Below are 21,745 nucleotides of genomic sequence, written 5' to 3'. Positions count from 1 at the left end.
ATCGTAAGCAGGAGATCGACGTGACGGCAGCAAGCGGCAACAAGGCAGGCGGCGATAAGATTGATTGGCGGGCGCTGTGGGCAAATGGCGACCTGGCTCGCTTCTGCTTCATCAGCCTCGGCATCCTGCTCCATGCCACCAATGAGACAATGATCGCAACGGTCATGCCGGCGATGGTCGGCGATATTGCCGGCGTGCAGTTCGTCGGCTGGTCGCTTGCCGTGTACGAACTCGGCGCCATCGTCGCGGGGGCCGCCGCCGGCCGGCTGGTCAGCTTCGTCGCCTTACGCACCAACATGATGGCCGCGGCCCTTCTTTATGCTGCTGGCGCGCTGGTCTGCGCCACCGCGCCATCGATGCCCATCTTCCTAGCCGGGCGGCTGGTCGAAGGCCTGGGCGGCGGTGCGCTCGTCTCGCTCGCCTTCGTCTCGGTCGAGCGCCTGTTCCCGCGCAACATCTGGCCGCAGCTTTTCGGCATCATCTCGGCGATCTGGGGTGTTGCCGCCTTCAGCGGCCCGATGCTCGGCGCAGTCATGGTCGACTTCTTGTCCTGGCGCTGGGCCTTCGGCGTTTTCACGTTTGGCGGCGCGGCCATGGCGCTCGCGAGCTTCGCCGTCCTCGGCACGCCGCAGGCGAAGCGGCCGCAGGCCGGCGCCGGCCAGACGCCAGCCTTTCCCTTCCTGGCACTCGGCTGCCTTGCCGTCAGCGTCTTGCTGATCGCCGCAGCGGGCGTCGACATCGCCTTGCTGCGCTCGTCATTGTTCATACTGCTTGGTCTGGCCGGCCTCGCGCTGTTCTTCCGCGTCGACGCGCTGAAGCCGCGCTCGCGCCTCTTTCCCTCGCATCTCTTTTCCTGGAATTCCGCGCTCGGCAGCGGCATGACCATGGTGGCTGCCTTCTCCGTGGCGACCTGCACATTCGCCATTTACGGGCCGTTGCTGCTGACCACGCTGCACGGCATCCCGCTCCTGACGACAGGCTACATCATCGCCGCCGAATCGATCGCCTGGTCGATCCTGTCGATCGCCGTCGCCAATGCGCCGCTGCATCACGAGCGGTCGATCATCGTCGTCGGCGCGCTGATGATCGCCGCCGGCCTCGCGGGTTTCGCCTACACGATCCCGACTGGCTCGATCCCGCTGATCCTGCTTTGCGCGCTTTTGCAAGGCGGCGGCTTCGGCGTCGCTTGGCCGTTCCTGACCCGCGTCATCGTCGCTTCTGCCCGCGATGGCGAGCAGACGATCGCCTCGGCCGCGGTGCCCACCATGCAGCGCATAGGCTACGCCGTCGGCGCGGCCGTCGCCGGCATTATCGCCAACGCCTGCGGCTTCTCCGATGGCCTTAGCCGCGAGGCGGCCGCGACCGTCGCCGGTTGGCTGTTCCTCGTCTTCGTGCCGCTCGGGATCTTTGGATGCATCGCCGCGCTCAGGATCGCGCTGCCCCCGCTGCGGCCTCGACAGGCGGCCGGCTAGACGACGACTGTCGCGAGCCGCTCCGCGATGAGCGCGGCGAGCCGCGCCGCCACCTCGTCCTTGCCCATCTCCGGCCACTCCTCGACGCCGGTCTTGGAGACGATGCGCACCTTGTTGCGGTCGCCGCCCATAACGCCCGACGGACCGATGCCGCTTTCATGCGAAACGTCGTTGGCGACGATGAAGTCCGCCCCCTTCTTCTTAAGTTTGGCCTCGGCATTGGCGATGAGGTCCTGCGTCTCGGCGGCGAAGCCGACGACGAGGCCTGGCCGCTGCGCATGATGGCCGATGCCGGCCAGGATATCGGGATTCTCGACCATCTGCAGTGAAGGCGGCCCCTTGCCCGCCACCTTCTTGATCTTCTCGCCGGCGGCATTCGCCGTGCGCCAGTCGGCGACCGCCGCGACAAACACGGCGGCATCCGCCGGCAACAGGCTCTCGACCGCTTCCTTCATCTGCGCGGCTGTTTCGACATGCGTGGTCGCTACGCCGGCCGGATCAGCGATGTTGACCGGGCCGGAGACCAGCCTGACATCGGCACCGAGTTGCGCAAGCGCGGCCGCGATGGCATGGCCCTGCTTGCCGGAAGACCGATTGGCGATGTAGCGCACCGGATCGATCGGCTCATGCGTCGGTCCGGAGGTGACGATGATCCTGCGACCCGCAAGCGGCTTCGGCTTCTCGTCGAGCATCGTCTCGATCGCGGCCACGATCTCCAGCGGTTCGGCCATGCGGCCCTCGCCGGCTTCGTTGCTTTCGGCCATCTCGCCTTTGCCAGGTCCGACAAAGGCGATGCCGTCCTTCTGCAGCGTCGCCCGGTTGCGGCGTGTAGCGGCATGCGCCCACATCTTCGGATTCATCGCCGGCGCCATCAGCACCTTCTTGTCGGTGGCCAGAAGCACCGTCGAGGCGAGGTCGTTGGCATGGCCGTTGGCGAGCTTCGCCATCAGGTCGGCGGTGGCCGGCGCCACCACCAGCAGGTCGGCCTCGCGCGACAGCCTGATATGGCCGACATCGTGCTCGTCCTTGCGGTCGAACAGGTCGGTGAAGACATGGTCGGCCGAAAGCGCGCCGACCGACAGCGTGGTGACGAATTCCTTCGCGGCCGTCGTCATCACCACCCGCACCGACGCCCCGCGCTCGCGCAGCCGCCGAATCAGGTCGAGCGACTTATAGGCGGCGATGCCGCCGCCGATGATCAGCAGAATGCGCTTGCCGGAGAGAGTGATGCGGCTTCCCACGGATTGGCCGCACAGTGGCAGCTGAATATCAAAGCCGCCATGCGGCTCGACCAGACCGCGGATCGCCACGTAAAGGCTCTCGCCCTCCGGCGCGGTCGCCGCTCCCGCGGACAGAACGCTTCTGCCCAGGATCTCGCGCGCCTCCTCTTCCATGGACACGCCTCGTGCTGCAGCACGTTCGCGCAATCTCTGCTTCACGTCGTCCGCTAGATTACGGACAGTAATCGTGCCCATGATCCCGCTCCCAACCGTCGGCGGCTACAGCCGTCATTGCCTGCAACGCTAGCAAATCAGATGCTAGCATTGCAAGCAATCAGAGCAATTTCCATGCGATGTAGATCAGCGTCAGCGCGATCAGCCACAGCGCCACTCGGCCGGAACGGGTGTGGCGCGCTTCGGCCTTGCCGATGGCTTGAGCGGTCGCCTCGTCAAAGCGCAGCCCGTTCTCGGCCATCAGGTCGATCTCGCGCGACAGCCGGTCGGTGCGGGCTGCAAGGTCGGGCGCCTGCCTTGCAAGGGCCAGCAGCGCCTTGGCGCCGTCGCGCGCGTCCGTGAGCAGCCCGCGCGGACCGAGATTGCCCGCGATCCAGTCGCTGACCACGGGCTCCGAGGTCTTCCACATGTTGAAGGCCGAATCGAGCGTACGGGCGACACCTTCGACGACCACCATGGTCTTCTGCAGCAGGATCAGCTCCGGCCGCGTCGCCATGTCGAACAGCTCCGTGACCTCGAACAGCAAGGTCAGGAGCTTCGCCATCGAGATCGTGTCGGCCGATTGGCCGTGGATCGGTTCGCCGATGGCGCGGATCGCCTGCGCAAAGGCCGAGACATTGTGCTGGCGCGGCACATAGCCCGCCTCGAAATGCACCTCGGCGACGCGCTGATAGTCGCGCACGATGAAGCCGTAGAGGATCTCGGCGAGGAAACGCCGCTCCTTCTTGCCGAGCCGCCCGGCGATGCCGAGATCGACGGCGACGATGGTGCCGTCCGCCTCGACGAACAGGTTTCCCGGGTGCATGTCGGCATGGAAGAAGCCGTCGCGCAGCGTGTGCCTGAGGAACGACTGGATGAGGTTGGCGGCGATCGCCTTGAGGTCATGACCGGCGGCGGCAAGGCCGGCGATATCGTTCATTTTGACGCCGTCGATCCACTCCATGGTGAGCACGTCGCGGCCGGTCCGCTCCCAGTCGACTGCCGGCACGCGGAATCCCGGATCGTCCTTGGTGTTCTCGCCGAGCTCCGAAAGCGCCGCCGCCTCAAGCCTCAGATCCATCTCGATTCTGGTGGTCTGCGCCAGCGTCTGGGTCACCTCGACCGGGCGCAGCCGACGCGACGAAGGGATGTATTTTTCCTGCAGTCGGGCGGCGAGGAAATAGCTTTCGAGGTCTTGGAAAAAGCGGTGCCGCACGCCGGGCCGGATGACCTTGACCGCCACGCGCGAAGCAGCACCCTCACGCACAACCTCGGCGCTGTGCACCTGTGCGATCGAGGCCGCCGCCACCGGTTCGCCGAAGCTGGCATAGAGGTCGTCGATCCTGCGTCCGAGCGAGGCTTCGATCGCGTGGACCGCCTCCGCCTTCGGAAACGTGTGCATCTTGTCCTGCAACAGCGCGAGGTCGAGCGCCATGTCGTTGCCGACGACGTCCGGCCGGGTCGCCAGGAACTGGCCGAGCTTGACATAGGAGGGTCCGAGCCGCACCACCGCGCGCGCCAGCCTGTCGCCGCGCTGATAGCTCAGTGCCCGGCGGCGGGTGAAAAGCCGCGCCACGCTCCAGCCGAATTTCGGCATGCCGGAGAGTTCTTCGCCCGGCAGCGCCGCGACGACGCCCTCGCGGACCAGCACCCAGCCGGCCCTGACGAGCCTGAAGGCGGCGGCGACGCTGCTCATCGGCCATCCTGATCAAAAGGAGCCTTGGTCAAAGGAGGCTGCTTCAAGGGTCCAGCCTCAAAGCTTCCAGCCGGAATGAAGGGCGGCGATGCCGCCCGAATAGTTGCGGAACGTGACGCGGTCGAAGCCGGCGCGGGCGATCATCGCCGCGAAATTCTGCTGGTTGGGGAACTTGCGGATGGATTCGACGAGGTAGGAATAGGGCTCACCGTCGCCGGTCACCGCCTTGCCGATCCTGGGGATCGCGTTGAACGACCAGGACTCATAGGCCTTGTCGAGCAGCGGCATCTCGACCTCCGAGAATTCCAGGCACAGAAACCGGCCGCCGCGCTTCAGCACGCGATACGCTTCGGCAAGCGCCACCTCGATGCGCGGCACGTTGCGGATGCCGAAGGCGATCGTATAGGCATCGAAGGTGTCGTCCTCGAACGGCAGCGCCTCGGCATTGGCCTCGACGAAGTCGGTGTTTGCTGCAAGGCCCAGCTTTTCGGCGCGGTCGCGGCCAACCGAGAGCATCGAGCCGTTGATGTCGAGCACAGTCGCATGCGCCTGGCGCTGGCTGGCCTCGACGATCCTGAAGGCGATGTCGCCGGTGCCGCCGGCGACATCGAGCACCTTCCAGCCCGGCCGCTTCGGCGGGTTCAGCCAGGCGACCATCGCGTCCTTCCACAACCGATGCAACCCGGCCGACATCAGATCGTTCATCAGGTCGTATCGATTGGCCACCTTATGGAAGACGTCGTTGACCAGGGGCTGCTTCTCGCCTGCCCCGACCTTCCTGAAACCATAGGAGGTTTCCATGCCGCCCGCGGCCGTCGTTCTCTCAACTGACATTATTTTGATCCGTCATAAAACCGGCGGGACCATAGCCGATCGATGGTGCCGACGCTATTGTCCAAGGCGCGGTTTTCGGCCGCGCTTGCAAAACCCGGTCGAGAAAGGTCCCGCATGATTTTCCGGCCAGATTCCCTGCGAGAACAGCATGCTGGGCGGAATGACCGCATGATTTTGAAGGCCGAGTTGCACTGCCACATCGAAGGGGCGGCGGCGCCGGAGCTCGTCGTCAGCCAGGCCCGCAAATACGGCAAGGACCCTTCGCCCTATATCCAGGACGGCTCCTTCGTCTGGCATGATTTCAGCTCGTTTCTCGCTGCCTACGATTTCGCTTCCGACCTGTTTCGCACGGAAGACGATTATGCGCGCCTGGCCGACCATTACCTGACCAGCCTCGCCCGCGACGGCGCCATCTATTCCGAAGTCTTCACCTCGCCGGACCATGCGAAGAAGGCTGGCCTCTCGCCAAAGGCCTATACCGACGCGCTGGGCGACGGCATGGCACGCGCCAAGGCCAAGACGGGGATCGAAGGCCGCATGATCGTCACCGGCGTGCGCCATGTCGGGGTCGAGGCGATCGAGCAGGCGGCACGCTTCGCTGCGCGCTGCGGCCATCCGCTGGTGAGCGGTTTCGGCGTCGCCGGCGACGAGCGCATCGGTGATTTCGAGGATTATGTTCGCGCCTTCGAGATCGCGCGGGAAGCCGGGCTCGGCATCACCATCCATGCCGGTGAGCTGATGGGCTGGGAAAGTGTGGCGGCCGCTCTTGACCACATCCGCCCCTCCCGCATCGGCCATGGCGTGCGCGCCATCGAGAATCCGGACCTCGTCCGCCGCATCGCCGCCGAGGGGGTGGTGCTGGAATGCTGCCCTGGCTCCAACATCGCTTTGAAAGTCTTCGACAGCTTCGCCGACCATCCTTTTCCGGCGCTGCGCGCCGCCGGCTGCAAGGTGACGCTCAATTCTGATGACCCACCTTATTTCTGGACCTCGCTGAAGCACGAATACGATATCGCCGCCGAGCATTTCCACATGGACGACAAGGCGCTCACCGCCGTCACCAGGACGGCCATCGAGGCGGCGTTCGTCGACAGGAAGACCAAGGCGATGCTGCTTAGCCGATTGGACGCGAAGGTGCGGTGAGCGAGCAAGGGAGCAGTCGGTAATCGGTAGTTATGGATTTGGCAGAGCCCGCTAGATCGGTTGAAGGCCGGAGCTTTCCCGAGGCGAGGACTCGCAAATCGGCTCACTATTCACTACTCACTACTGACTACCACCCACTGCGAACCAGTCGGAGCACATCATGCAGGGCGTCACCGTCGTCGACCATCCCCTTGTCCAGCACAAGCTGACCATCATGCGCAAGAAGGAGACCTCGACGGCCGGCTTCCGGCGGCTGCTGCGCGAGATTTCGCTGCTGCTCGGCTATGAGGTGACCCGCAACCTCGAGCTGACCACGACGATGATCGAGACGCCGATCGAGGAGATGGAGGCGCCGACGCTGGAAGGCAAGAAGCTGGTCTTCGCTTCCGTGCTGCGCGCCGGCAACGGCCTGCTCGAAGGCCTGCTCGACCTGGTGCCGGCCGCCCGCGTCGCCCATATCGGCCTCTACCGCGACCACGAAACACTCGAAGCGGTCGAGTATTTCTTCAAGGCGCCGAGCGACCTTGCCGACCGCCTGGTCATCGTCGTCGATCCGATGCTGGCGACCGCCAATTCGGCGATCGCCGCGATCGACAAGCTGAAGGGACGCGGCGCCACCAACATCCGGTTCCTGTGCCTGCTCGCGGCACCCGAGGGTATCGAGCGCTTCACCAAGGCGCACCCGGATGTGCCGATCTTCACCGCCTCGATCGACCGCCAGCTGAACGACAAAGGCTATATCATGCCCGGCCTTGGCGACGCCGGCGACCGCATGTACGGGACAAAATGAGCGCATCCGTTTACCGCGCGTTTACACAACCGGGTGATTCCGGCGCACGTTAAAGCGGAAAACACCATGCCGGCGTAGGGATGTGGCCTCGATCTAGGGGGCAATCCATGCTGCGCAAGCTTCTCCTCCTCGGCATCTTTGCCGGAACTTCGGCTTCGATTCCGATCGTCTATCAGGCTAACCCGCATCTGGTGGACGGCCTGCTGAAATCGACCGATGCCTCACAGCCTGCGGCGCCGAAGTCCGAGCCCCAGGTCAATCTCGTCTCGGTCCCGGTCAAGCCGGCTACGCCGATGCCGCTTGGCCGCCAGGTGCTGGTTAATGCCGATGACCGCGGCCATTTCACATCGCAGTTCAAGCTCAATGGCCGGCAGATCGACGGCATGATCGACACCGGAGCGACACTGGTCGCCATCAACAGCTCGACCGCGCGCAGGATCGGCATCTCGCTCAATCCGTCGGATTTCAATCAACAGGTGAACACCGCCAATGGGGCGATCAAGGCCGCCGTTGTGACAGTCGACCACCTGCAGATCGGAAAGATCTCGGTCGACAACGTCCAGGCGATGGTGCTTGACGACCGAGCCCTGCAGACCAACCTGATTGGCATGAGCTTCCTCCAGCGGTTGCAGAAATACCAGGTCCAGGACGGCGCGCTGCTGCTCGTTCAGTAGGATCAGCGAGCCAATATCCGCCTGAGCACGGTCTTCTCGGCGGGTGGCTTGGAACTCCCGATCGTGTAAGCGGCACTCACCGCCGTCGCTGCGGCCTCCGCCTCCGGGTCGGTACGGGCATGGACCAGCGCCAGCGGCTCGCCTGAGCGCGCCTCGGCGCCGACCGGCAGCAGCCGGGTCAAGCCGACCGCATGATCGATCTTGTCATCCGGACGGGAACGCCCGCCGCCAAGCGTGACAACGGCCAGCCCGATATCGCGCGTGGCGATGCCGGTCACGAACCCGTCCTGTTCCGCCGTCACAGCCAATTCGACCGGCGCCGTCGGCAGATATTTTTCAGGCTTCTCGATGAAATCGCCGGGACCGCCCAGGGCGGACACCATCCGCGCGAAGGCGGCAGCCGCCCGGCCGCCGGCGAGCGCTTCGGTCGCACGCCTGAGACCATCTTGCTGCGACGAAACCAGCCCCGCCGACTGCAGCATCTCGGCCGCCAGCGCCAGCGTCACCTCCTCCAGCCGGCGGTCGCGATAGCGGCCGGTGAGGAAATCGACCGCATTTTTCACCTCGACCGCGTTACCGGCAGCCGAAGCCAACGGTTCGTTCATGCCCGTCACCAACGCGGAAGCGTTCAGGCCGGCGCCATTGGCGACCTCCACCAGGCTGTTCGCCAGGGCCACCGCATCGCGCGACTTTTCCATGAAGGCGCCATTGCCGAGCTTGACGTCGAGCACCAGCGAGCCCAGGCCCGCGGCAAGCTTCTTCGACAGGATCGAAGCGGTGATCAGCGGTATGGATTCGACCGTTCCCGTCACGTCACGGATCGCGTAGAGCCTGCGGTCGGCGGGCGCCAGATCCGCGGTTTGGCCAATGATGGCGCATCCCGTTTCCAGCACCGTCTTACGCAAAAGTGCCACATCCGGCTGGCTTACATAGCCGGGGATGGCATCCATTTTGTCCAGCGTGCCGCCGGTGTGGCCCAGGCCACGGCCCGAGATCATCGGCACATAAGCGCCGCAAGCGGCAACGATCGGCGCCAGCATCAGCGAGACATTGTCGCCGACGCCACCCGTCGAATGCTTGTCGGTGACCGGCCCCGGCAGGTCGGACCAGTCGAGCACATCGCCGGAATCGCGCATGGCGATCGTCAGCGCCACCGCTTCCTCGCGGCTCATGCCGTTGAGGAACACGGCCATTGCGAAAGCGCCGACCTGGCCCTCGGAGATGGTGCCGGCCATCAGCCCGGCGATAAAGGCCGTGATCTCGTCGGACGAGAGCCTGTGGCCGTCACGCTTGCGGCGGATGATCTCCTGCGGCAGCATCAGTCGGGCAAGCCGTCCTGGAAGACGCGCCGCAGGATCGTCGCCAACCGCGCGCCGCCGACCGGGGCCATGTCCTTGGTCTCCTGGTGCGAGAGCTCCGCTCCGGTCATGCCGGCCGCCAGGTTGGTGATGACCGAGCAGGCTGCCACCTTGAGCCCGAGAAAGCGGGCCAGGATCACCTCCGGCACGGTCGACATGCCGACGGCGCTGGCCCCCATCACGCGTGCCATGCGAATTTCGGCCGGCGTCTCGAAGCAGGGGCCGGAGAACCACATGTAGACGCCTTTGTGCAGCGAAGTCCCGGTCGCCTCCGCCGCCTTTTCGATCGCACCGCGCAGGCCGGCATCATAGGCCTCGGTGAGGCCGACGAAACGGCGGTCGCTCGGCTCGCCGATCAGCGGGTTGGAGCCGGAGAAATTGATGTGGTCGGTGATCAGCATCACCGAGCCCGGCCCCATGTCCGGCTCGACCGAGCCGGCGGCGTTGGTGAGGATCAGATGCGAGATGCCGATGCCGGCTAGCACCTCCAGCGCCGGGCGCATCGCCGCGGCGTTGCCATGCTCGTAATAATGCGCGCGGCCGGACAGCATCAGCACCGGCGTGCCGGCGAAATGCCCGGCAACCACCTCGCCGGCATGGCCGGAAACACCGCTGCGCGGGAAGCCCGGCAACTCGGCGTAGGAGATGCGCCTAGCATCCTTGACCTGGTCGACCAGCCCGCCGAGGCCCGAACCCAACACGAGCGCCGCCTTGGGCGCCAACCCGTCCAGCTTCTCGACCAGATGATCCAGCGCTTCCATCATTTCAGAATATCGCCCCTGAAGCCGTAGGGCAGCATCTCGCCCATGGTGACCGTCTCTGACACGCCGGTGTCGTCGCAGAGATAGAGCTTCGTGTCCGGCCGGCAGAATTCCGCCAGCCGCTGCCGGCAGCCGCCGCAGGGCGAGCATTTGGCCATGCGTTCGGCGACCACCGCGATCTCGACGATCCTGCCGCCGCCGCCCATGATGTAGTGCCCGAGCGCCGTCGTCTCGGCGCACCAGCCTTCCGGATAGGACGCCACTTCGATGTTGGCGCCGGTGAAGACGCGCCCGTCCTCGGTGCGGAGCGCGGCGCCCACCGGAAATTTCGAATAGGGCGCGTAGGCCTTGGCCATCGCCGTCTTCGCCGCCTCGAACAGATCATGCGACATCCGGTTCTTCTCTCCCACGATCTTGTTCAAATGCCGGTCGCGGCGGACGAAATTCCCACCTCAGCGTTCCCGATCTCAGCGTTCCTTGACGTAAGGCACGCCGCCGGCGCGCGGCGGAATGGCCTTGCCGATGAACCCGGCGAGCAGAACGACGGTCAGCACATAGGGCAGCGCCTGCATGAACTGCGCCGGCACCTTGCCAATGATCGGCAGCGGCGAGCCCTGCAGGCGGATCGATGCCGCATCGAGGAAGCCGAATAGCAGGCAGGCGAACATGGCGTTGACCGGCTTCCACTTGGCGAAGATAAGCGCCGCCAGCGCGATATAGCCCTTGCCCGCCGTCATGTCCTTCACGAAGCCGCCATTCTGGACCATGGAAAGATAGGCGCCGGCAACACCGGTCAGGACACCGGTGCAGATCAGCGCGCGATAGCGCAGCCACGCGACCGAGATGCCCGCGGTGTCGACAGCGGCCGGGTTCTCACCCACGGCGCGCATCCTGAGCCCGAAGCGAGTGCGAAACAGCACCCACCAGGTGAACGGCACCATGGCGAAGGCGAAATAGACCAGGATCGAGTGGCCGGAAATCAGCTCGGCATAGATCGGGCCGATGATCGGCACATCCCTGATCGCCTCGGCGCCCGGCCAGGTGATCGCCTCGAAGCGTTCGCCCGGCTGCAGCGCCGGCGTGCGCCCGCCCTGCTGGAACCAGGCCTGGCCAAGGATGATGGTCGACCCGGCGGCGATGAAATTGATTGCCACTCCGGACACGATCTGGTTGCCGCGATGCGTGATCGAGGCGAAGCCGTGCACCAAGGCGAACGCGACCGAGATCAGGATCGCCGTGCCGAGGCCAATCAGGGCCGAGTGGAAGACGGCGGCGGCCGAGGCACCGGCAAAGGCGCCGACAAGCATCTTGCCTTCCAGTCCGATGTCGAAGATGCCGGCCCGTTCCGAATAAAGGCCCGCCAGGCAGGCGAGCAGCAGCGGCACCGAGAGGCGGATGGTCGAATCCAGCACCTGGACGACTGCGTTGAACATGTCCATCTCAGGCCCCTGTTCCCTTGACCGCCTGCATGCCGACCGACTTCGGACTGACCGAGGCGAAAAGCGCCTGGATGTAAGGCCTGAACATATGTTCCAGCGCGCCGGCAAAGAGGATGACAAGGCCCTGGATGATGACGATCATGTCGCGGCTGATCGCAGGCATCTCGAAGGCGAGCTCGGCGCCGCCCTGGTAGAGCATGCCGAACAGGATGGCCGCCAGCACGATGCCGACCGGGTGCAGCCGGCCCATCAGCGCGACCGCGATGCCGACATAGCCGGCGCCGGAAACGAAATCGATCGCGACATTGTGCTGATCGCCCATGACCGGGTTGAGCGCCATCATGCCGGCCAGCGCGCCCGAGATCATCATCGCAGTGATGATGATGCGGGTTTCCGAAATGCCGGCATAGCGCGCCGCCTTGGGGCTGTGGCCATAAGTGCGCATTTCATAGCCGAGCCGGGTGCGCCAGATCAGAAGCCAAACCAGGAAGGCCATGACCAGCGCCAGCAGGAAGCAGATGTTGAGCGGGGCGGAACGGATCTTGGCGCCGAACAATTCGATCACCCAGTTGAGCTTCGGCAGTGCCGCGCCGGCAAGGAAATTGCGCGTCTGCGGCGCCTGCGAGCCTGCCGGCTTCAGCGCGCCGACCAGCAGGTAGACCATCACCGAGGCGGCGATGAAGTTGAACATGATGGTGGTGATGACGATGTGCGAGCCGCGCTTGGCCTGGAGATAGGCCGGGATCAGGCCCCACAGCGCGCCGAACGCGGCGGCGGCCACGATCGCGATCGGAAAGATCACCCACCAGGGCAGCACGCTGTCGAAGCTCAGGCACACAAGCGCGATGCCCAGGCCGCCTATGTAGGCCTGGCCCTCAGTGCCGATGTTGAACAGGCTGCAATGCGCCGCCACCGCCACCGACAATCCGGTGAAGATGAAGGTGGTGGCGTAGAAGAGTGTGAAGGCTATGCCCGTGCCCTTGCCGAAGGCGCCCTCGACCAGGATGACGGCGGCGCGGAACGGGTTTTCGCCAACCAGCATGACGACGAAACCGGCGACGATGAAGGCGACCGACAGGTTGATCAGTGGGATCAGCCCGTAATCGGCCCAGGCCGGCAGCTTGGCGTAGGGCGTGCTCATTCGGCGGCCTCCTGGTGCTCGACGCCGGCCATCAGCAAGCCGAGTTCGCCTTCCGTCGCCTCCGGCCCGCGTTCGCCGACGACGCGGCCGGCGAACATCACCAGGATACGGTCGGACAGCGAGCGGATCTCGTCGAGCTCGACCGACACCACCAGCACTGCCTTGCCCTGATCGCGCATGGCGATCAGCCGCTTGTGGATGAACTCGATGGCGCCGACATCGACGCCGCGCGTCGGCTGGCCGACGATCAGCACGCCCGGGTCCTGTTCCATCTCCCTGGCCAGCACGATCTTCTGCTGGTTGCCGCCTGAGAAATTGGCCGTCTTGAGGCGCGGATTGCCGGGGCGGATGTCGTATTTCTCGATCTTGTCCTTCGCGTCCGCCATGATGGCATCGATGTCGAGGAACGGCCCCTTCAGATAGCGCTCGTCGTCGTGATAGCCGAGGATCGAATTCTCGTTTTCCTCGAAGGCGAGCACCAGTCCGACATGGTGGCGGTCCTCCGGCACATGGGCTAGCCCACGGTCGCGCAATTCGCCGGGATCGGCCTTGCCGGTGAGGTCGATCGGCTTGCCGTCGAGCATCACCTCGCCGGAGACCGCGTGCCTGATGCCGGAGATCGCTTCGAGCAATTCGGACTGGCCGTTGCCGGCAACGCCGGCGATGCCAACGATCTCGCCGCCGCGCACATCGAAGGACACGTTGTCGACCATGGTGACGCCGCGCTGGTCCCTCACCGTCAGGTTCTTCACCGACAGTTTCACTGCGCCGGCTTCCGACTGACCTTTCTCGACCCGCAGCAGCACGCGCCGACCGACCATCAGCTCGGCCAATTCGCCGACCGTGGTGTCCTTTGTCGTCCTGGTCGCCACCATCGTGCCCTGGCGCATCACCGAAACCGTGTCGGTGATCGCCATGATCTCACGCAGCTTGTGCGTGATGAGCACGATCGTTTTGCCCTGGTCCTTCAATTGCTTGAGGATGCGAAAGAGGTGGTCGGCCTCGGCCGGCGTCAACACGCCCGTCGGCTCGTCGAGGATCAGGATCTCGGCGCCGCGATAGAGCGCCTTGAGTATCTCGACGCGCTGCTGCAGGCCGACCGGCAGTTCCTCGATGACGGCGTCGGGATCGACCTCGAGGCCATATTCGCGTTCCAGCCGGTCAAGCTCCGAGCGCGCCTTGGTTATGCTGCTCTTCAGCAACGCATCACTTTCGGCGCCGAGGATGACATTTTCCAGCACCGTGAAATTGTCGACCAGCATGAAATGCTGATGGACCATGCCGATGCCGAGCGCGATGGCGTCGTTGGACGTGTGGATCGAAACAGGCTTGCCGCCGACGCGGATTTCGCCGCTGTCGGCCTGGTAGAAGCCGTAGAGGATCGACATCAGCGTCGACTTGCCGGCGCCGTTCTCGCCGACAATGCCGTGGATGGTGCCGCGCGCGACTTCCAGGTTGATGTCGCGGTTGGCACGTACCGCGCCAAAGCTCTTGTTGATGCCTATGAGCTCAATTGCGGCTTGCGCCATGCAGCCTGTCCCACTCAGTTTTTTATCGCTTGGTCAAAATGCCTAGCATGATGCCCCGCCTATGCCAATCGGCCGTTCACTCTCGACAAATCCCCGCGCCCTTGTCAATTTCGAACCTGAGCAGGTTCCGCAAAAGTGTCCCACGGTTTTGCGATCAGAACCTGCGAGAACGAACAGAGCCCAAGATATTCGCGAGGACCGGTTTTGCATGGCCATGCCTGACGATCGGCTGACGACGCTGGAAATCCGCGCCGCCGAGCAGGAAAAGATCATCGAGGAACTGTCCGGCCAGATCGCCGAACAGTGGAAGGTGATCGAGCGCATGGAGCGCAAGCTCGCCGCCTTGACCGACCGGTTCCTCGAGTTGGAGGAGCAGACCGCGCCCGATGTTCCGGTGACCAAGCCGCCGCATTGGTGAGGAGCCATGGGAAAAGACGGCCATGTCCAGTGAAAGCGACCGTGTCGCCAGGGCCGGAGACTATGTCTTCGGCCTGATGAACGACAAGGAACGAGCCCGTGCCGAGCGCGACCTCGAGCTCGATCCCATCTTTCGCGACGCGGTACTGCGGCTCGCCGAACGCCTGCGCGCGCTTGATCCCGCGGCGCCCGAAGCGCTCGGCAATCGCTGGGAGCTGGTCACGCAACGCCTCGCGGAACTGCCGCAGATGCAGGCGCGCCTCGCCGGCCTTGCCGCTCCCGAGGCCGAACCGCCGCCGGTGATGATCCACCGGCTCGAACGCAAGCCCTACGGCGTCGGCCCGCATTGGCTTGGCGGCAGGCTCGGTTTTGTCATTGCGCTCGCCCTGCTGGCAGCGTTCGCGCTCGGCTATATCGTCGGCACGCTATAGAATGTCGCCTTCGGCCATGGCTTCGACCGTCGGCCGCATCGTCCACTGCCAAAAACGAAACCGCCGGGCGTTGGCCCGGCGGTTCAAACCATGCTTCAGATGCTGATCAATAGGGGCACTTGTTGTCAGCGGTATAGTCGTGCACCTCGATCTTGCCGGCGATGATGTCGGCCTTGGCCTTTTCGACCGCGGCCTTCATCTCGTCGGTGACCAGCGCCTTGTTGTTGTCGTCCATGGCGTAGTCGACGCCGCCTTCCTTGAGGCCGAGATTCTGGAGGCCGCCCTTGAAGGTGCCGTTCTTGCCGTCCATGAAGGCGTTGTAGACCGCGACGTCGACGCGCTTCATCATCGAGGTCAGCACCTTGCCCGGCTGCAGGCCGTTCTGGTTGGAATCGACGCCGATGCCGAGCTTGCCGGCATCCGCCGCCGCCTGCAGCACGCCGACGCCGGTGCCGCCGGCCGCCGCGTAGACCACGTCGGCGCCCTGGTCGATCTGGGTCTTGGCGATCTCACCGCCCTTGGCCGGGTCGTTCCAGGCGGCCGGCGTGTCGCCGGTCATGTTCTGGATGACATCGGTAGCACCTGCCGACTTGGCGCCGCCGACATAGCCGCATTCGAACTTGCGGATCAGCGGGATGTCCATGCCGCCGATGAAGCCGACCTTCTTCGACTTCGACGCCATCGCCGCCAGGATGCCGACGAGATAGGAGCCTTCGTTCTCCTTGAACACCAGCGAGCGGACATTAGGCAGGTCGACGGCATCGTCGATGATGGCGAAGTTCAGGTCCGGATAATCTTTCGCGACCGCCTTCAGCGCGTCTTCCCAGGCAAAGCCGGCCATGACAATCGGGTTTCGGCCGTCCTCTGCGAAGCGGCGCAGCGCCTGCTCGCGCTGCGAGGCATTCGAGACTTCGAATTCGACATAGGCGACGCCTGTTTCGGTCTTGAACTTCTCGGCACCGTGATAGGCAGCCTCGTTGAAGGATTTGTCGAACTTGCCGCCGAGATCGTAGAGGATGGCCGGCTGGACATCCGCGGCGAAAGCCGGAAGAACCATTGCGGTTGCGGCCAGAAGGCCAAGAACGATACGTTTCATGTGATCCACACCCTGTCGGTTATTTTCCGTTTGCGCCGCCCGCCGGCCCGGTTCTCCGGCAGGCCTGCGACGTCAGGCAGGAAGTGTTTTTCCCCTCCCGCTCGCCGTCAATCTGGCACGGCGCGAAACAAAATTCACGTGGAATTTTGACCTGTTGGAAAAAGCAGTTACCGGCGGTCCGGCTTGGCTCTTTGAGCAATTCCAGGAAAAGTGTGAAGCGGTCAGGTTCGGCGGTTTCGCCGCAGCCTTCCGTCCGGAATTGCGTCGCAACGAGAGCCTTCAGGGGCTTGGAGCGAATTCCGCGCCCCGGCGCCTACGCCGGTAGCCGATGGCGTACAGCAGGAAGGCAAGAACCGCGAACACGGCGAAACCAGGCTGCGCGAGCACCCAGACGACGGCGCCGTCCCACACCAGCGGGCTTGCCTTGGCGCGCACGAAGGTCTCGAAGGTGGCGCGGGTGTCCGGCGAGACCGCCAGCCAGCTTGCGTTGAGCGGCGTCATCACCAGCGAGGAGGCGGCGACCGAGCGTGTCGTGTCGATCACCGCCATGATGACGGAGATCGACAGCGCAACCATGGCCGCCAACCGAAAGATGAAACGCAACATCGACGCTCTCCCCGGGAAGCTCCCGCCTGCCCCGCCATCGACATAGAGCGTGCGTGGTTCGCGTGCAATCGCGGATCCGTGAAATTAGCGAGCCCGCGCCGGTCTGCGCCTGTTGACCCGCCAGATGGCGAAAATGCCGCCGGCGATCGCGCCGACGATCAGGCCGCCCAGCCCGACGAAAGCCGCGAAAAATCCGCAGGCGCCCTCGAAGCAGCTCATATGGGTCAGGTCCGCGATCAGCGAACCCGCGAAGAACCCACCGAATGCGCCGATCACGCCGCCAAGGATGATGCCGAGCAGCGCGGCGAGGATCGAGACGAGGACAGGCGGCCGCTCGGTCTCCAGGTTGGCGTAGACCGTCTCGGCGCCGGCCCCGTTGCGCAGGAGATAGATACAGAGCAAACCGATGGCGATCTCGGTGACGGTGAAGCCCAGCCCCTCGGCCGAGAAGACGAAGTCGGACACGAGCAGCACATAGGCCTGGCGCACGAGGATCCAGATGATGATGGCGACCTGCCAGATCGTGTAGTGGCGCGGGAAACGGGCCGACCGATTGAAGGCGAGACCAAGGAGGTACAGCCCCCACAGAATGGTGATGACGCCGCCGGCGAGGCCGCCATAGATCAGGAAGAGTACGTTATCCGGCAGGCTGAAGTCGCCGATCAGCCGCCAGTTCGAGATCAAGCCATAGGCCGACAGGCCCATGACGATGGCGAGCCAAGCCACCGGGATGAACGAAAGCCCGCTGTCCGGCCGCCCCGCGGGTTGCTGGTCGATCGATGCCATGTCAGGACAATGCCCCTCGCAAAGCCCAATGCAATTGTGGAAGCAGTCGACAGGCAGGCAAGGCCGAAGTCAAGCTCGGATGATCTTGCAGGGCACCGACCGCCTCACGGCGGCAGCCGCCTTTCCTCCTCGACCGCTTTCAATCGCACGACCGACACCGAGCAAAGGGCTCGCGCCACGACCTTGGTCGACACGCTGCCGAGGTGGCGGCGAATTGCCGAAGAGGATCGGGCGCCGACAACGATGTGCCCGACATCATTGTGCTCGGCATAGTTGAGGATCGCGTCGGCCGGACTGACAGCCTCCAGCACGTGATAGCTTATGCGGTCCTCCGGCAGATGCAGCGGACGCGCCCAGTCCTTCAGCGCGACCAGCCGCTGCAGATAGACCAGGCGCCCCGATTCATCGACGTCCGGTGTCTTGCCGACGATCTCGGTCTTCACCACCGTCACGCAGGCCAGCCAGGAGTCCGGACGTGCCGCAAGGAGACGCGCGGTTTCGTTGCGAACCTCGCCGGCCAGCGCATCGCTTCCGTTGGCGAGGTCGACCGCGGCCAGAACGATCGGCGGTCCGGCGCGCACCGCGGAGCTGACCGCCTTGCCCACCAGCGACTTCTCATCGGTCCGGCGGAAAAGATTACTGATCGCGCCCCAGGCCCCTTCGCTCGATGGCGCGCTCTTCCTGGCGACCACGACCTGATCGGGGTTCCTGAGATCCGACAGAACATGCGCCGCTTCGCCATAGCGCCTGGATCTGTCGACTTCCATGCAGCGCACAATGATGGCCTCCAGCCACCTTGGTATGGCCTTGTCGATGTCTCGCGGCGGCTTGGGCGCATGATAGAGCCTGCGCTTCATTCCCGCGAAGGTGGCCGGACGCCCGAATGGCTCCTCGCCGGTGGCGAGCTGATAGAGGATGCAGCCCAGCGCGAATATATCGCTCGCGGGATCGGACCTCTCGCCCAGCACCTGTTCCGGCGACATATAGGCTGCCGTGCCCATCGGCACGGAACTCTCTTCACCGAGAAGGTCCGGAAGCTCTGCATGGCGGGCGAGGCCGAAGTCCAAAAGCACGGCGCCGCGCTCGGCCAGAATGATGTTTTCAGGCTTGAGATCGAGGTGGACGACCTTCTGGCGGTGCAAGGCGGCGAGCGCCTTCGCCATCTCCGCGCCGATCCTTGCCACCTCGTCCGGCGGCTGTGGGGCGCGGTTCGTCAGCTCCGCCAGACCGACGCCGGCGACGAACTCCATGGCAATATAGGGAACCTTCGCCAGGCTTCCGGATGCCGCGAAGCGTGGCACATGCGGACCCGACAGGCGTTTGAGGATCAGTTCCTCGGCCTCGAAGCCAAGAATGACGGAAACGTCTCCGCCCGGGTCGAGAAACGGTATCTTCAGCAGAAGCGGGAAATCGAATTTCGGATTTCTCGCCCGCCATAGCGTCGCCATGCCGCCGGATTGAAGCCGCTCGACGAGCTCGAAACCATCGATGCTTGCCCCTGCCTCGAACTTCTGCATCCATCGCCTCCAGGCTGACCAGAGCAATTCCAGGAAAAGTGTGAGCGGTTTTCCGTCCGGAATTGCGTAAAAAACAAGGAGATAGAGCGGTTCGCCGTTTCCGTGAAACGGTGAAACGCTCTAGCGGCCGATCTTCAAGCGCATGCCAAGCCACCCGGGCAAGCCTGACGCCTGAATCTTGCGGGCGGTTTCTTCATGATCGTAAGGAACGCGCACCATCGTCACCTCACGCCGTTCCGTGTCGAGAAGCGCGAAGCAGGCGGCCGGGTTGCCGTCACGCGGCTGGCCGACCGCCCCAACGACGACAAGGTGCCGCCTAAGCTCGGACAAAGGCGCTCCCACACTGTCCAGCGGCCGAAAATGAACCGGCCGGCTGCCGGGCAAGGCATAGTAAATGGCTGGAATATGGGTATGGCCACAGAAGATGAAGCGCGCATCACTTGAGGACAGGCAGCGTTCTGCCGCGTCGACGTCGCGTATATACAGCCATTTTTCCGGCCGTTCCGCGCTGGCGTGAACATAGAGCCGGTCCCCGGATCGTGAAGAGAGCGGCAGTTGCGCAAGAAAATCGAGGTGCTCCCGGGCGAGCCGTTTGCGGGTCCACTCGATGGCGGTTCGGGCGTTCTCCGTCATGTCGGTCCGGCCCAAGGCCGCCGCTTCATCATGGTTGCCCTTGATGCAGAACGCGCCGCCCTCCACCAGATCGGCGGCCTTTTCGACCACATAAACAGGATCGGGCCCATAGCCGACCAGATCGCCAAGCAGAACCAGTTGGTCCGGTGCCTGCTTCCGAACGAATTCGAGGACTGCCTCGAACGCCTCACGGTTGGCATGGATGTCAGACAGGATCGCGATGCGCATTCAACCTTGTCCCGGGAAGCGCGCAACATAGCAAGGCGACGGCTGCAAGGAACTTGATCCGGCTCAATACCCTTGCGCGAGCTTACGGCGGAGCATCCCCTGCCAATGCGGTTACCTTGTCTACTTCCACTACATTGCCTGCCGATCGGCTGTCCGGCCTCGCACGCACTCTGAACGAGGCTGCGCGCTCAGGCGCGAACGGCTCCTGGGGGTCAGCCCGCACACATCACGCGAACGCGCATCACCTCGTCGTTGAGGCGCCCCTCGGGGCCATCCACGGCCAAAAGCCTTTGCGATGCCATTATGGCTTGGCATTCGCTTTCGGATCGACTAGATGAGCCCCGCGCCTGTTTGCCTAGACGGCTAGCGGCGCAGGGAAGGGTTGCCCGCCGGTTGAAGGCACACCACATATCCGTCAAGGACTTCCCATGGGAGCATCTCCCCAACCCGCGCGGCGAAACCGGTCTGCGCGAGATGTCAAGGACGGAGAGGTGGCCGAGTGGTTGAAGGCGCACGCCTGGAAAGTGTGTTTACGGGAAACCGTAACGCGGGTTCGAATCCCGCTCTCTCCGCCATAAAATTTCCTAATAAGCCAATCATTTCAAACACTTAGTAAACTCGTAGCGCAGTTAAAAGTCGAACCTTAACCTGCGTAACAAACTATCGGGAATCCACTTAGCCGCCATGGCGTCGCTCGACGTCGAGGTACGTCGTGTTTTGGGGCCGCAGGCGGACTGTCTGGTTCCTCGCCTGGTCTGCTCATCGTGATGACGAAGGATTTGCAGCTGGGTTGGTTCAGCGGTGTTGACCGTCAGATACCCTCTGCCTTCGATCCGACACCTCACATCTTCACACGGTCGCGAGCCGCGGCATCGAGCAGCCAGTCGACGAAAAACGTAGCGTCGGGATGCAGATCCCCTCCGAGGGGCTCCAACAGGTGAAAGGCCTCATCAATCGGTACTTCGAGGTCGAATGGCGCGAACAGCCTGCCAGACGTCCGTTCTCGGCCGACGAGCGACAAACGCCCGAGTGCGACCCCGCCACCTTCTGACGCGATCTCGAACGCCGTCAAGGAGGTGTCGAGTTGCAGCCCCTGCCCGGGGTCGACCGTCTTTGCTTTCGCGGCATTCAGCCAGATCCCCCAGCCTTCCTGGTAACCGAGCACATGTAGCAACCGGTGTTCCCGCAGATCGTCGGGCCGCTTCAGTGGTCGTTTCTCGACGAGGCCAGGGGCGCAGAGGGGCGTGATGGTCTCCCATGTCAAACGGTGACTCCGCGCGTTGCTCCAGCCGCCGGTGCCGTACTGAACGTCGAGATCAAAGACATCCGTATCGAAGGCATCGTTCCAGACGCTCGAGATGATCCGGATATTCTTGTCGGGATAGCGGTCCAGAAATTCCGGGAGACGGGGCGCCAGCCAATTGACCGCGAACGACACCGCGCATCGCACGGTCAGTTCCTTTGCTCGGCGCCCACCGAACACCTCTCGGGTACCGACAGCCAGACGCTCGAATGCGTCGCGCACCTTGGGCAGATAGGCCTCCCCGGTCTTGGTCAGTTGCAGGCTGCGAGGGTGGCGGATGAACAGCTGATGCCGCAGGCTGAGCTCGAGCGATTTGACGTGCTTGGAGATGGCAGCCTGGGTGAGATTCAGCTCTTTGGCAGCATAGGTGAAGCTGAGGTGCCGCGCGGCGGCTTCAAAGGCGCGCAGCCAAATGAGAGGCGGCAGATCGAGCTGCATCTAGTCATCTCCAACCTATG

General features: G+C 64.2%; 21 protein-coding genes and 1 tRNA gene. 7 read left to right on the top strand and 15 right to left on the bottom strand.

Features of this window, described 5'->3' with window-relative positions; genetic code table 11:
- Window positions 1–20 precede the first annotated feature (20 nt).
- Window positions 21–1,472, top strand: coding sequence for an MFS transporter (locus P9272_RS05655; RefSeq protein ID WP_278159645.1), 1,452 nt, complete (start codon window positions 21–23; stop codon window positions 1,470–1,472).
- Here P9272_RS05655 and coaBC read toward each other — a convergent pair.
- The 3 genes from coaBC to ubiE form a co-directional block, all read right to left on the bottom strand.
- Window positions 1,469–2,947 (bottom strand): bifunctional phosphopantothenoylcysteine decarboxylase/phosphopantothenate--cysteine ligase CoaBC, encoded by a 1,479-nt coding sequence (coaBC, locus tag P9272_RS05650; protein WP_278159644.1) that lies wholly within the window; start codon window positions 2,945–2,947, stop codon window positions 1,469–1,471. The two genes, P9272_RS05655 and coaBC, sit on opposite strands and share 4 nt — an antisense overlap.
- A 79-nt stretch (window positions 2,948–3,026) precedes the next feature.
- Window positions 3,027–4,601, bottom strand: a complete 1,575-nt coding sequence (ubiB, locus tag P9272_RS05645) for a 2-polyprenylphenol 6-hydroxylase (protein ID WP_128256135.1) — start codon at window positions 4,599–4,601, stop codon at window positions 3,027–3,029.
- A gap of 57 nt (window positions 4,602–4,658) precedes the next feature.
- Window positions 4,659–5,435: a bifunctional demethylmenaquinone methyltransferase/2-methoxy-6-polyprenyl-1,4-benzoquinol methylase UbiE gene (gene ubiE / locus P9272_RS05640; protein WP_278159643.1), complete on the bottom strand. Its 777-nt coding sequence runs from the start codon at window positions 5,433–5,435 to the stop codon at window positions 4,659–4,661.
- 168 nt (window positions 5,436–5,603) lie between these two features.
- Here ubiE and P9272_RS05635 point away from each other — a divergent pair, with 168 nt between their 5' ends.
- The 3 genes from P9272_RS05635 (at window position 5,604) to P9272_RS05625 (ending at window position 8,042) form a co-directional block, all read left to right on the top strand.
- Complete coding sequence (locus tag P9272_RS05635; RefSeq protein WP_278159642.1) at window positions 5,604–6,578, top strand: adenosine deaminase; 975 nt, start codon at window positions 5,604–5,606, stop codon at window positions 6,576–6,578.
- A 160-nt stretch (window positions 6,579–6,738) separates the two neighbouring features.
- The gene (gene upp / locus P9272_RS05630; protein WP_027165262.1) at window positions 6,739–7,368 is read left to right on the top strand and encodes a uracil phosphoribosyltransferase; all 630 of its coding nucleotides are present in this window, start codon (window positions 6,739–6,741) and stop codon (window positions 7,366–7,368) included.
- Window positions 7,369–7,475: 107 nt separating this feature from the next.
- The gene (locus P9272_RS05625) at window positions 7,476–8,042 is read left to right on the top strand and encodes a TIGR02281 family clan AA aspartic protease (protein WP_278159641.1); all 567 of its coding nucleotides are present in this window, start codon (window positions 7,476–7,478) and stop codon (window positions 8,040–8,042) included.
- Between the two features lie 2 nt (window positions 8,043–8,044).
- Here P9272_RS05625 and deoA read toward each other — a convergent pair whose 3' ends face one another.
- From deoA to P9272_RS05595, 6 genes are all read right to left on the bottom strand, one after another.
- Complete coding sequence (gene deoA, locus P9272_RS05620) at window positions 8,045–9,361, bottom strand: thymidine phosphorylase (RefSeq protein WP_278159640.1); 1,317 nt, start codon at window positions 9,359–9,361, stop codon at window positions 8,045–8,047.
- Window positions 9,361–10,164 (bottom strand): purine-nucleoside phosphorylase, encoded by an 804-nt coding sequence (locus P9272_RS05615; protein WP_128256140.1) that lies wholly within the window; start codon window positions 10,162–10,164, stop codon window positions 9,361–9,363. The genes deoA and P9272_RS05615 overlap by 1 nt, the downstream gene beginning before the upstream one ends.
- Complete coding sequence (gene cdd, locus P9272_RS05610) at window positions 10,161–10,553, bottom strand: cytidine deaminase (protein ID WP_278159639.1); 393 nt, start codon at window positions 10,551–10,553, stop codon at window positions 10,161–10,163. Before cdd ends, P9272_RS05615 begins: the two co-directional genes overlap by 4 nt.
- Before the next feature lie 75 nt (window positions 10,554–10,628).
- Window positions 10,629–11,600: an ABC transporter permease gene (locus P9272_RS05605; RefSeq protein ID WP_278159638.1), complete on the bottom strand. Its 972-nt coding sequence runs from the start codon at window positions 11,598–11,600 to the stop codon at window positions 10,629–10,631.
- A 1-nt stretch (window position 11,601) separates the two neighbouring features.
- On the bottom strand, window positions 11,602–12,741 hold the full coding sequence (locus P9272_RS05600) for an ABC transporter permease (RefSeq protein WP_128256143.1): 1,140 nt from the start codon (window positions 12,739–12,741) through the stop codon (window positions 11,602–11,604).
- Window positions 12,738–14,270: an ABC transporter ATP-binding protein gene (locus P9272_RS05595; protein ID WP_128256144.1), complete on the bottom strand. Its 1,533-nt coding sequence runs from the start codon at window positions 14,268–14,270 to the stop codon at window positions 12,738–12,740. Before P9272_RS05595 ends, P9272_RS05600 begins: the two co-directional genes overlap by 4 nt.
- A gap of 208 nt (window positions 14,271–14,478) precedes the next feature.
- On the opposite strand from P9272_RS05595, the gene P9272_RS05590 reads away from it, so the two are divergent.
- Both P9272_RS05590 and P9272_RS05585 read left to right on the top strand, forming a co-directional pair.
- Window positions 14,479–14,688 carry a SlyX family protein gene (locus P9272_RS05590; protein ID WP_128256145.1) on the top strand — a complete coding sequence of 70 codons (210 nt, stop codon included), beginning with the start codon at window positions 14,479–14,481 and terminating at the stop codon, window positions 14,686–14,688.
- A 22-nt stretch (window positions 14,689–14,710) separates the two neighbouring features.
- Window positions 14,711–15,118, top strand: coding sequence for a hypothetical protein (locus P9272_RS05585; RefSeq protein ID WP_278159637.1), 408 nt, complete (start codon window positions 14,711–14,713; stop codon window positions 15,116–15,118).
- A gap of 106 nt (window positions 15,119–15,224) precedes the next feature.
- Here P9272_RS05585 and P9272_RS05580 read toward each other — a convergent pair whose 3' ends face one another.
- The 5 genes from P9272_RS05580 to P9272_RS05560 all read right to left on the bottom strand — a co-directional run bounded on the left by P9272_RS05580 (window position 15,225) and on the right by P9272_RS05560 (window position 19,984).
- Complete coding sequence (locus tag P9272_RS05580; protein ID WP_112126444.1) at window positions 15,225–16,214, bottom strand: BMP family ABC transporter substrate-binding protein; 990 nt, start codon at window positions 16,212–16,214, stop codon at window positions 15,225–15,227.
- A gap of 279 nt (window positions 16,215–16,493) precedes the next feature.
- Entirely contained in the window at window positions 16,494–16,820 is a 327-nt protein-coding gene (locus tag P9272_RS05575) for a hypothetical protein (RefSeq protein ID WP_128256147.1), read from the bottom strand.
- A gap of 84 nt (window positions 16,821–16,904) precedes the next feature.
- Entirely contained in the window at window positions 16,905–17,606 is a 702-nt protein-coding gene (locus P9272_RS05570) for a DUF2569 family protein (RefSeq protein WP_278159636.1), read from the bottom strand.
- Between the two features lie 104 nt (window positions 17,607–17,710).
- Window positions 17,711–19,123 carry a bifunctional serine/threonine-protein kinase/universal stress protein gene (locus P9272_RS05565; RefSeq protein ID WP_278159635.1) on the bottom strand — a complete coding sequence of 471 codons (1,413 nt, stop codon included), beginning with the start codon at window positions 19,121–19,123 and terminating at the stop codon, window positions 17,711–17,713.
- A 120-nt stretch (window positions 19,124–19,243) separates the two neighbouring features.
- Complete coding sequence (locus P9272_RS05560; RefSeq protein WP_278159634.1) at window positions 19,244–19,984, bottom strand: metallophosphoesterase family protein; 741 nt, start codon at window positions 19,982–19,984, stop codon at window positions 19,244–19,246.
- 485 nt (window positions 19,985–20,469) lie between these two features.
- On the opposite strand from P9272_RS05560, the gene P9272_RS05555 reads away from it, so the two are divergent.
- A tRNA-Ser gene (locus P9272_RS05555) sits at window positions 20,470–20,559 on the top strand.
- A 266-nt stretch (window positions 20,560–20,825) separates the two neighbouring features.
- Here P9272_RS05555 and P9272_RS05550 read toward each other — a convergent pair.
- Complete coding sequence (locus tag P9272_RS05550; protein WP_278159633.1) at window positions 20,826–21,725, bottom strand: LysR substrate-binding domain-containing protein; 900 nt, start codon at window positions 21,723–21,725, stop codon at window positions 20,826–20,828.
- Window positions 21,726–21,745 lie beyond the last annotated feature (20 nt).

Source organism: Mesorhizobium sp. WSM4976 (assembly GCF_029625685.1).
Lineage (GTDB): Bacteria > Pseudomonadota > Alphaproteobacteria > Rhizobiales > Rhizobiaceae > Mesorhizobium.
The sequence above is the reverse complement of the archived record's forward strand: the minus strand, read 5'-3'. Positions and strand labels throughout refer to the sequence as shown.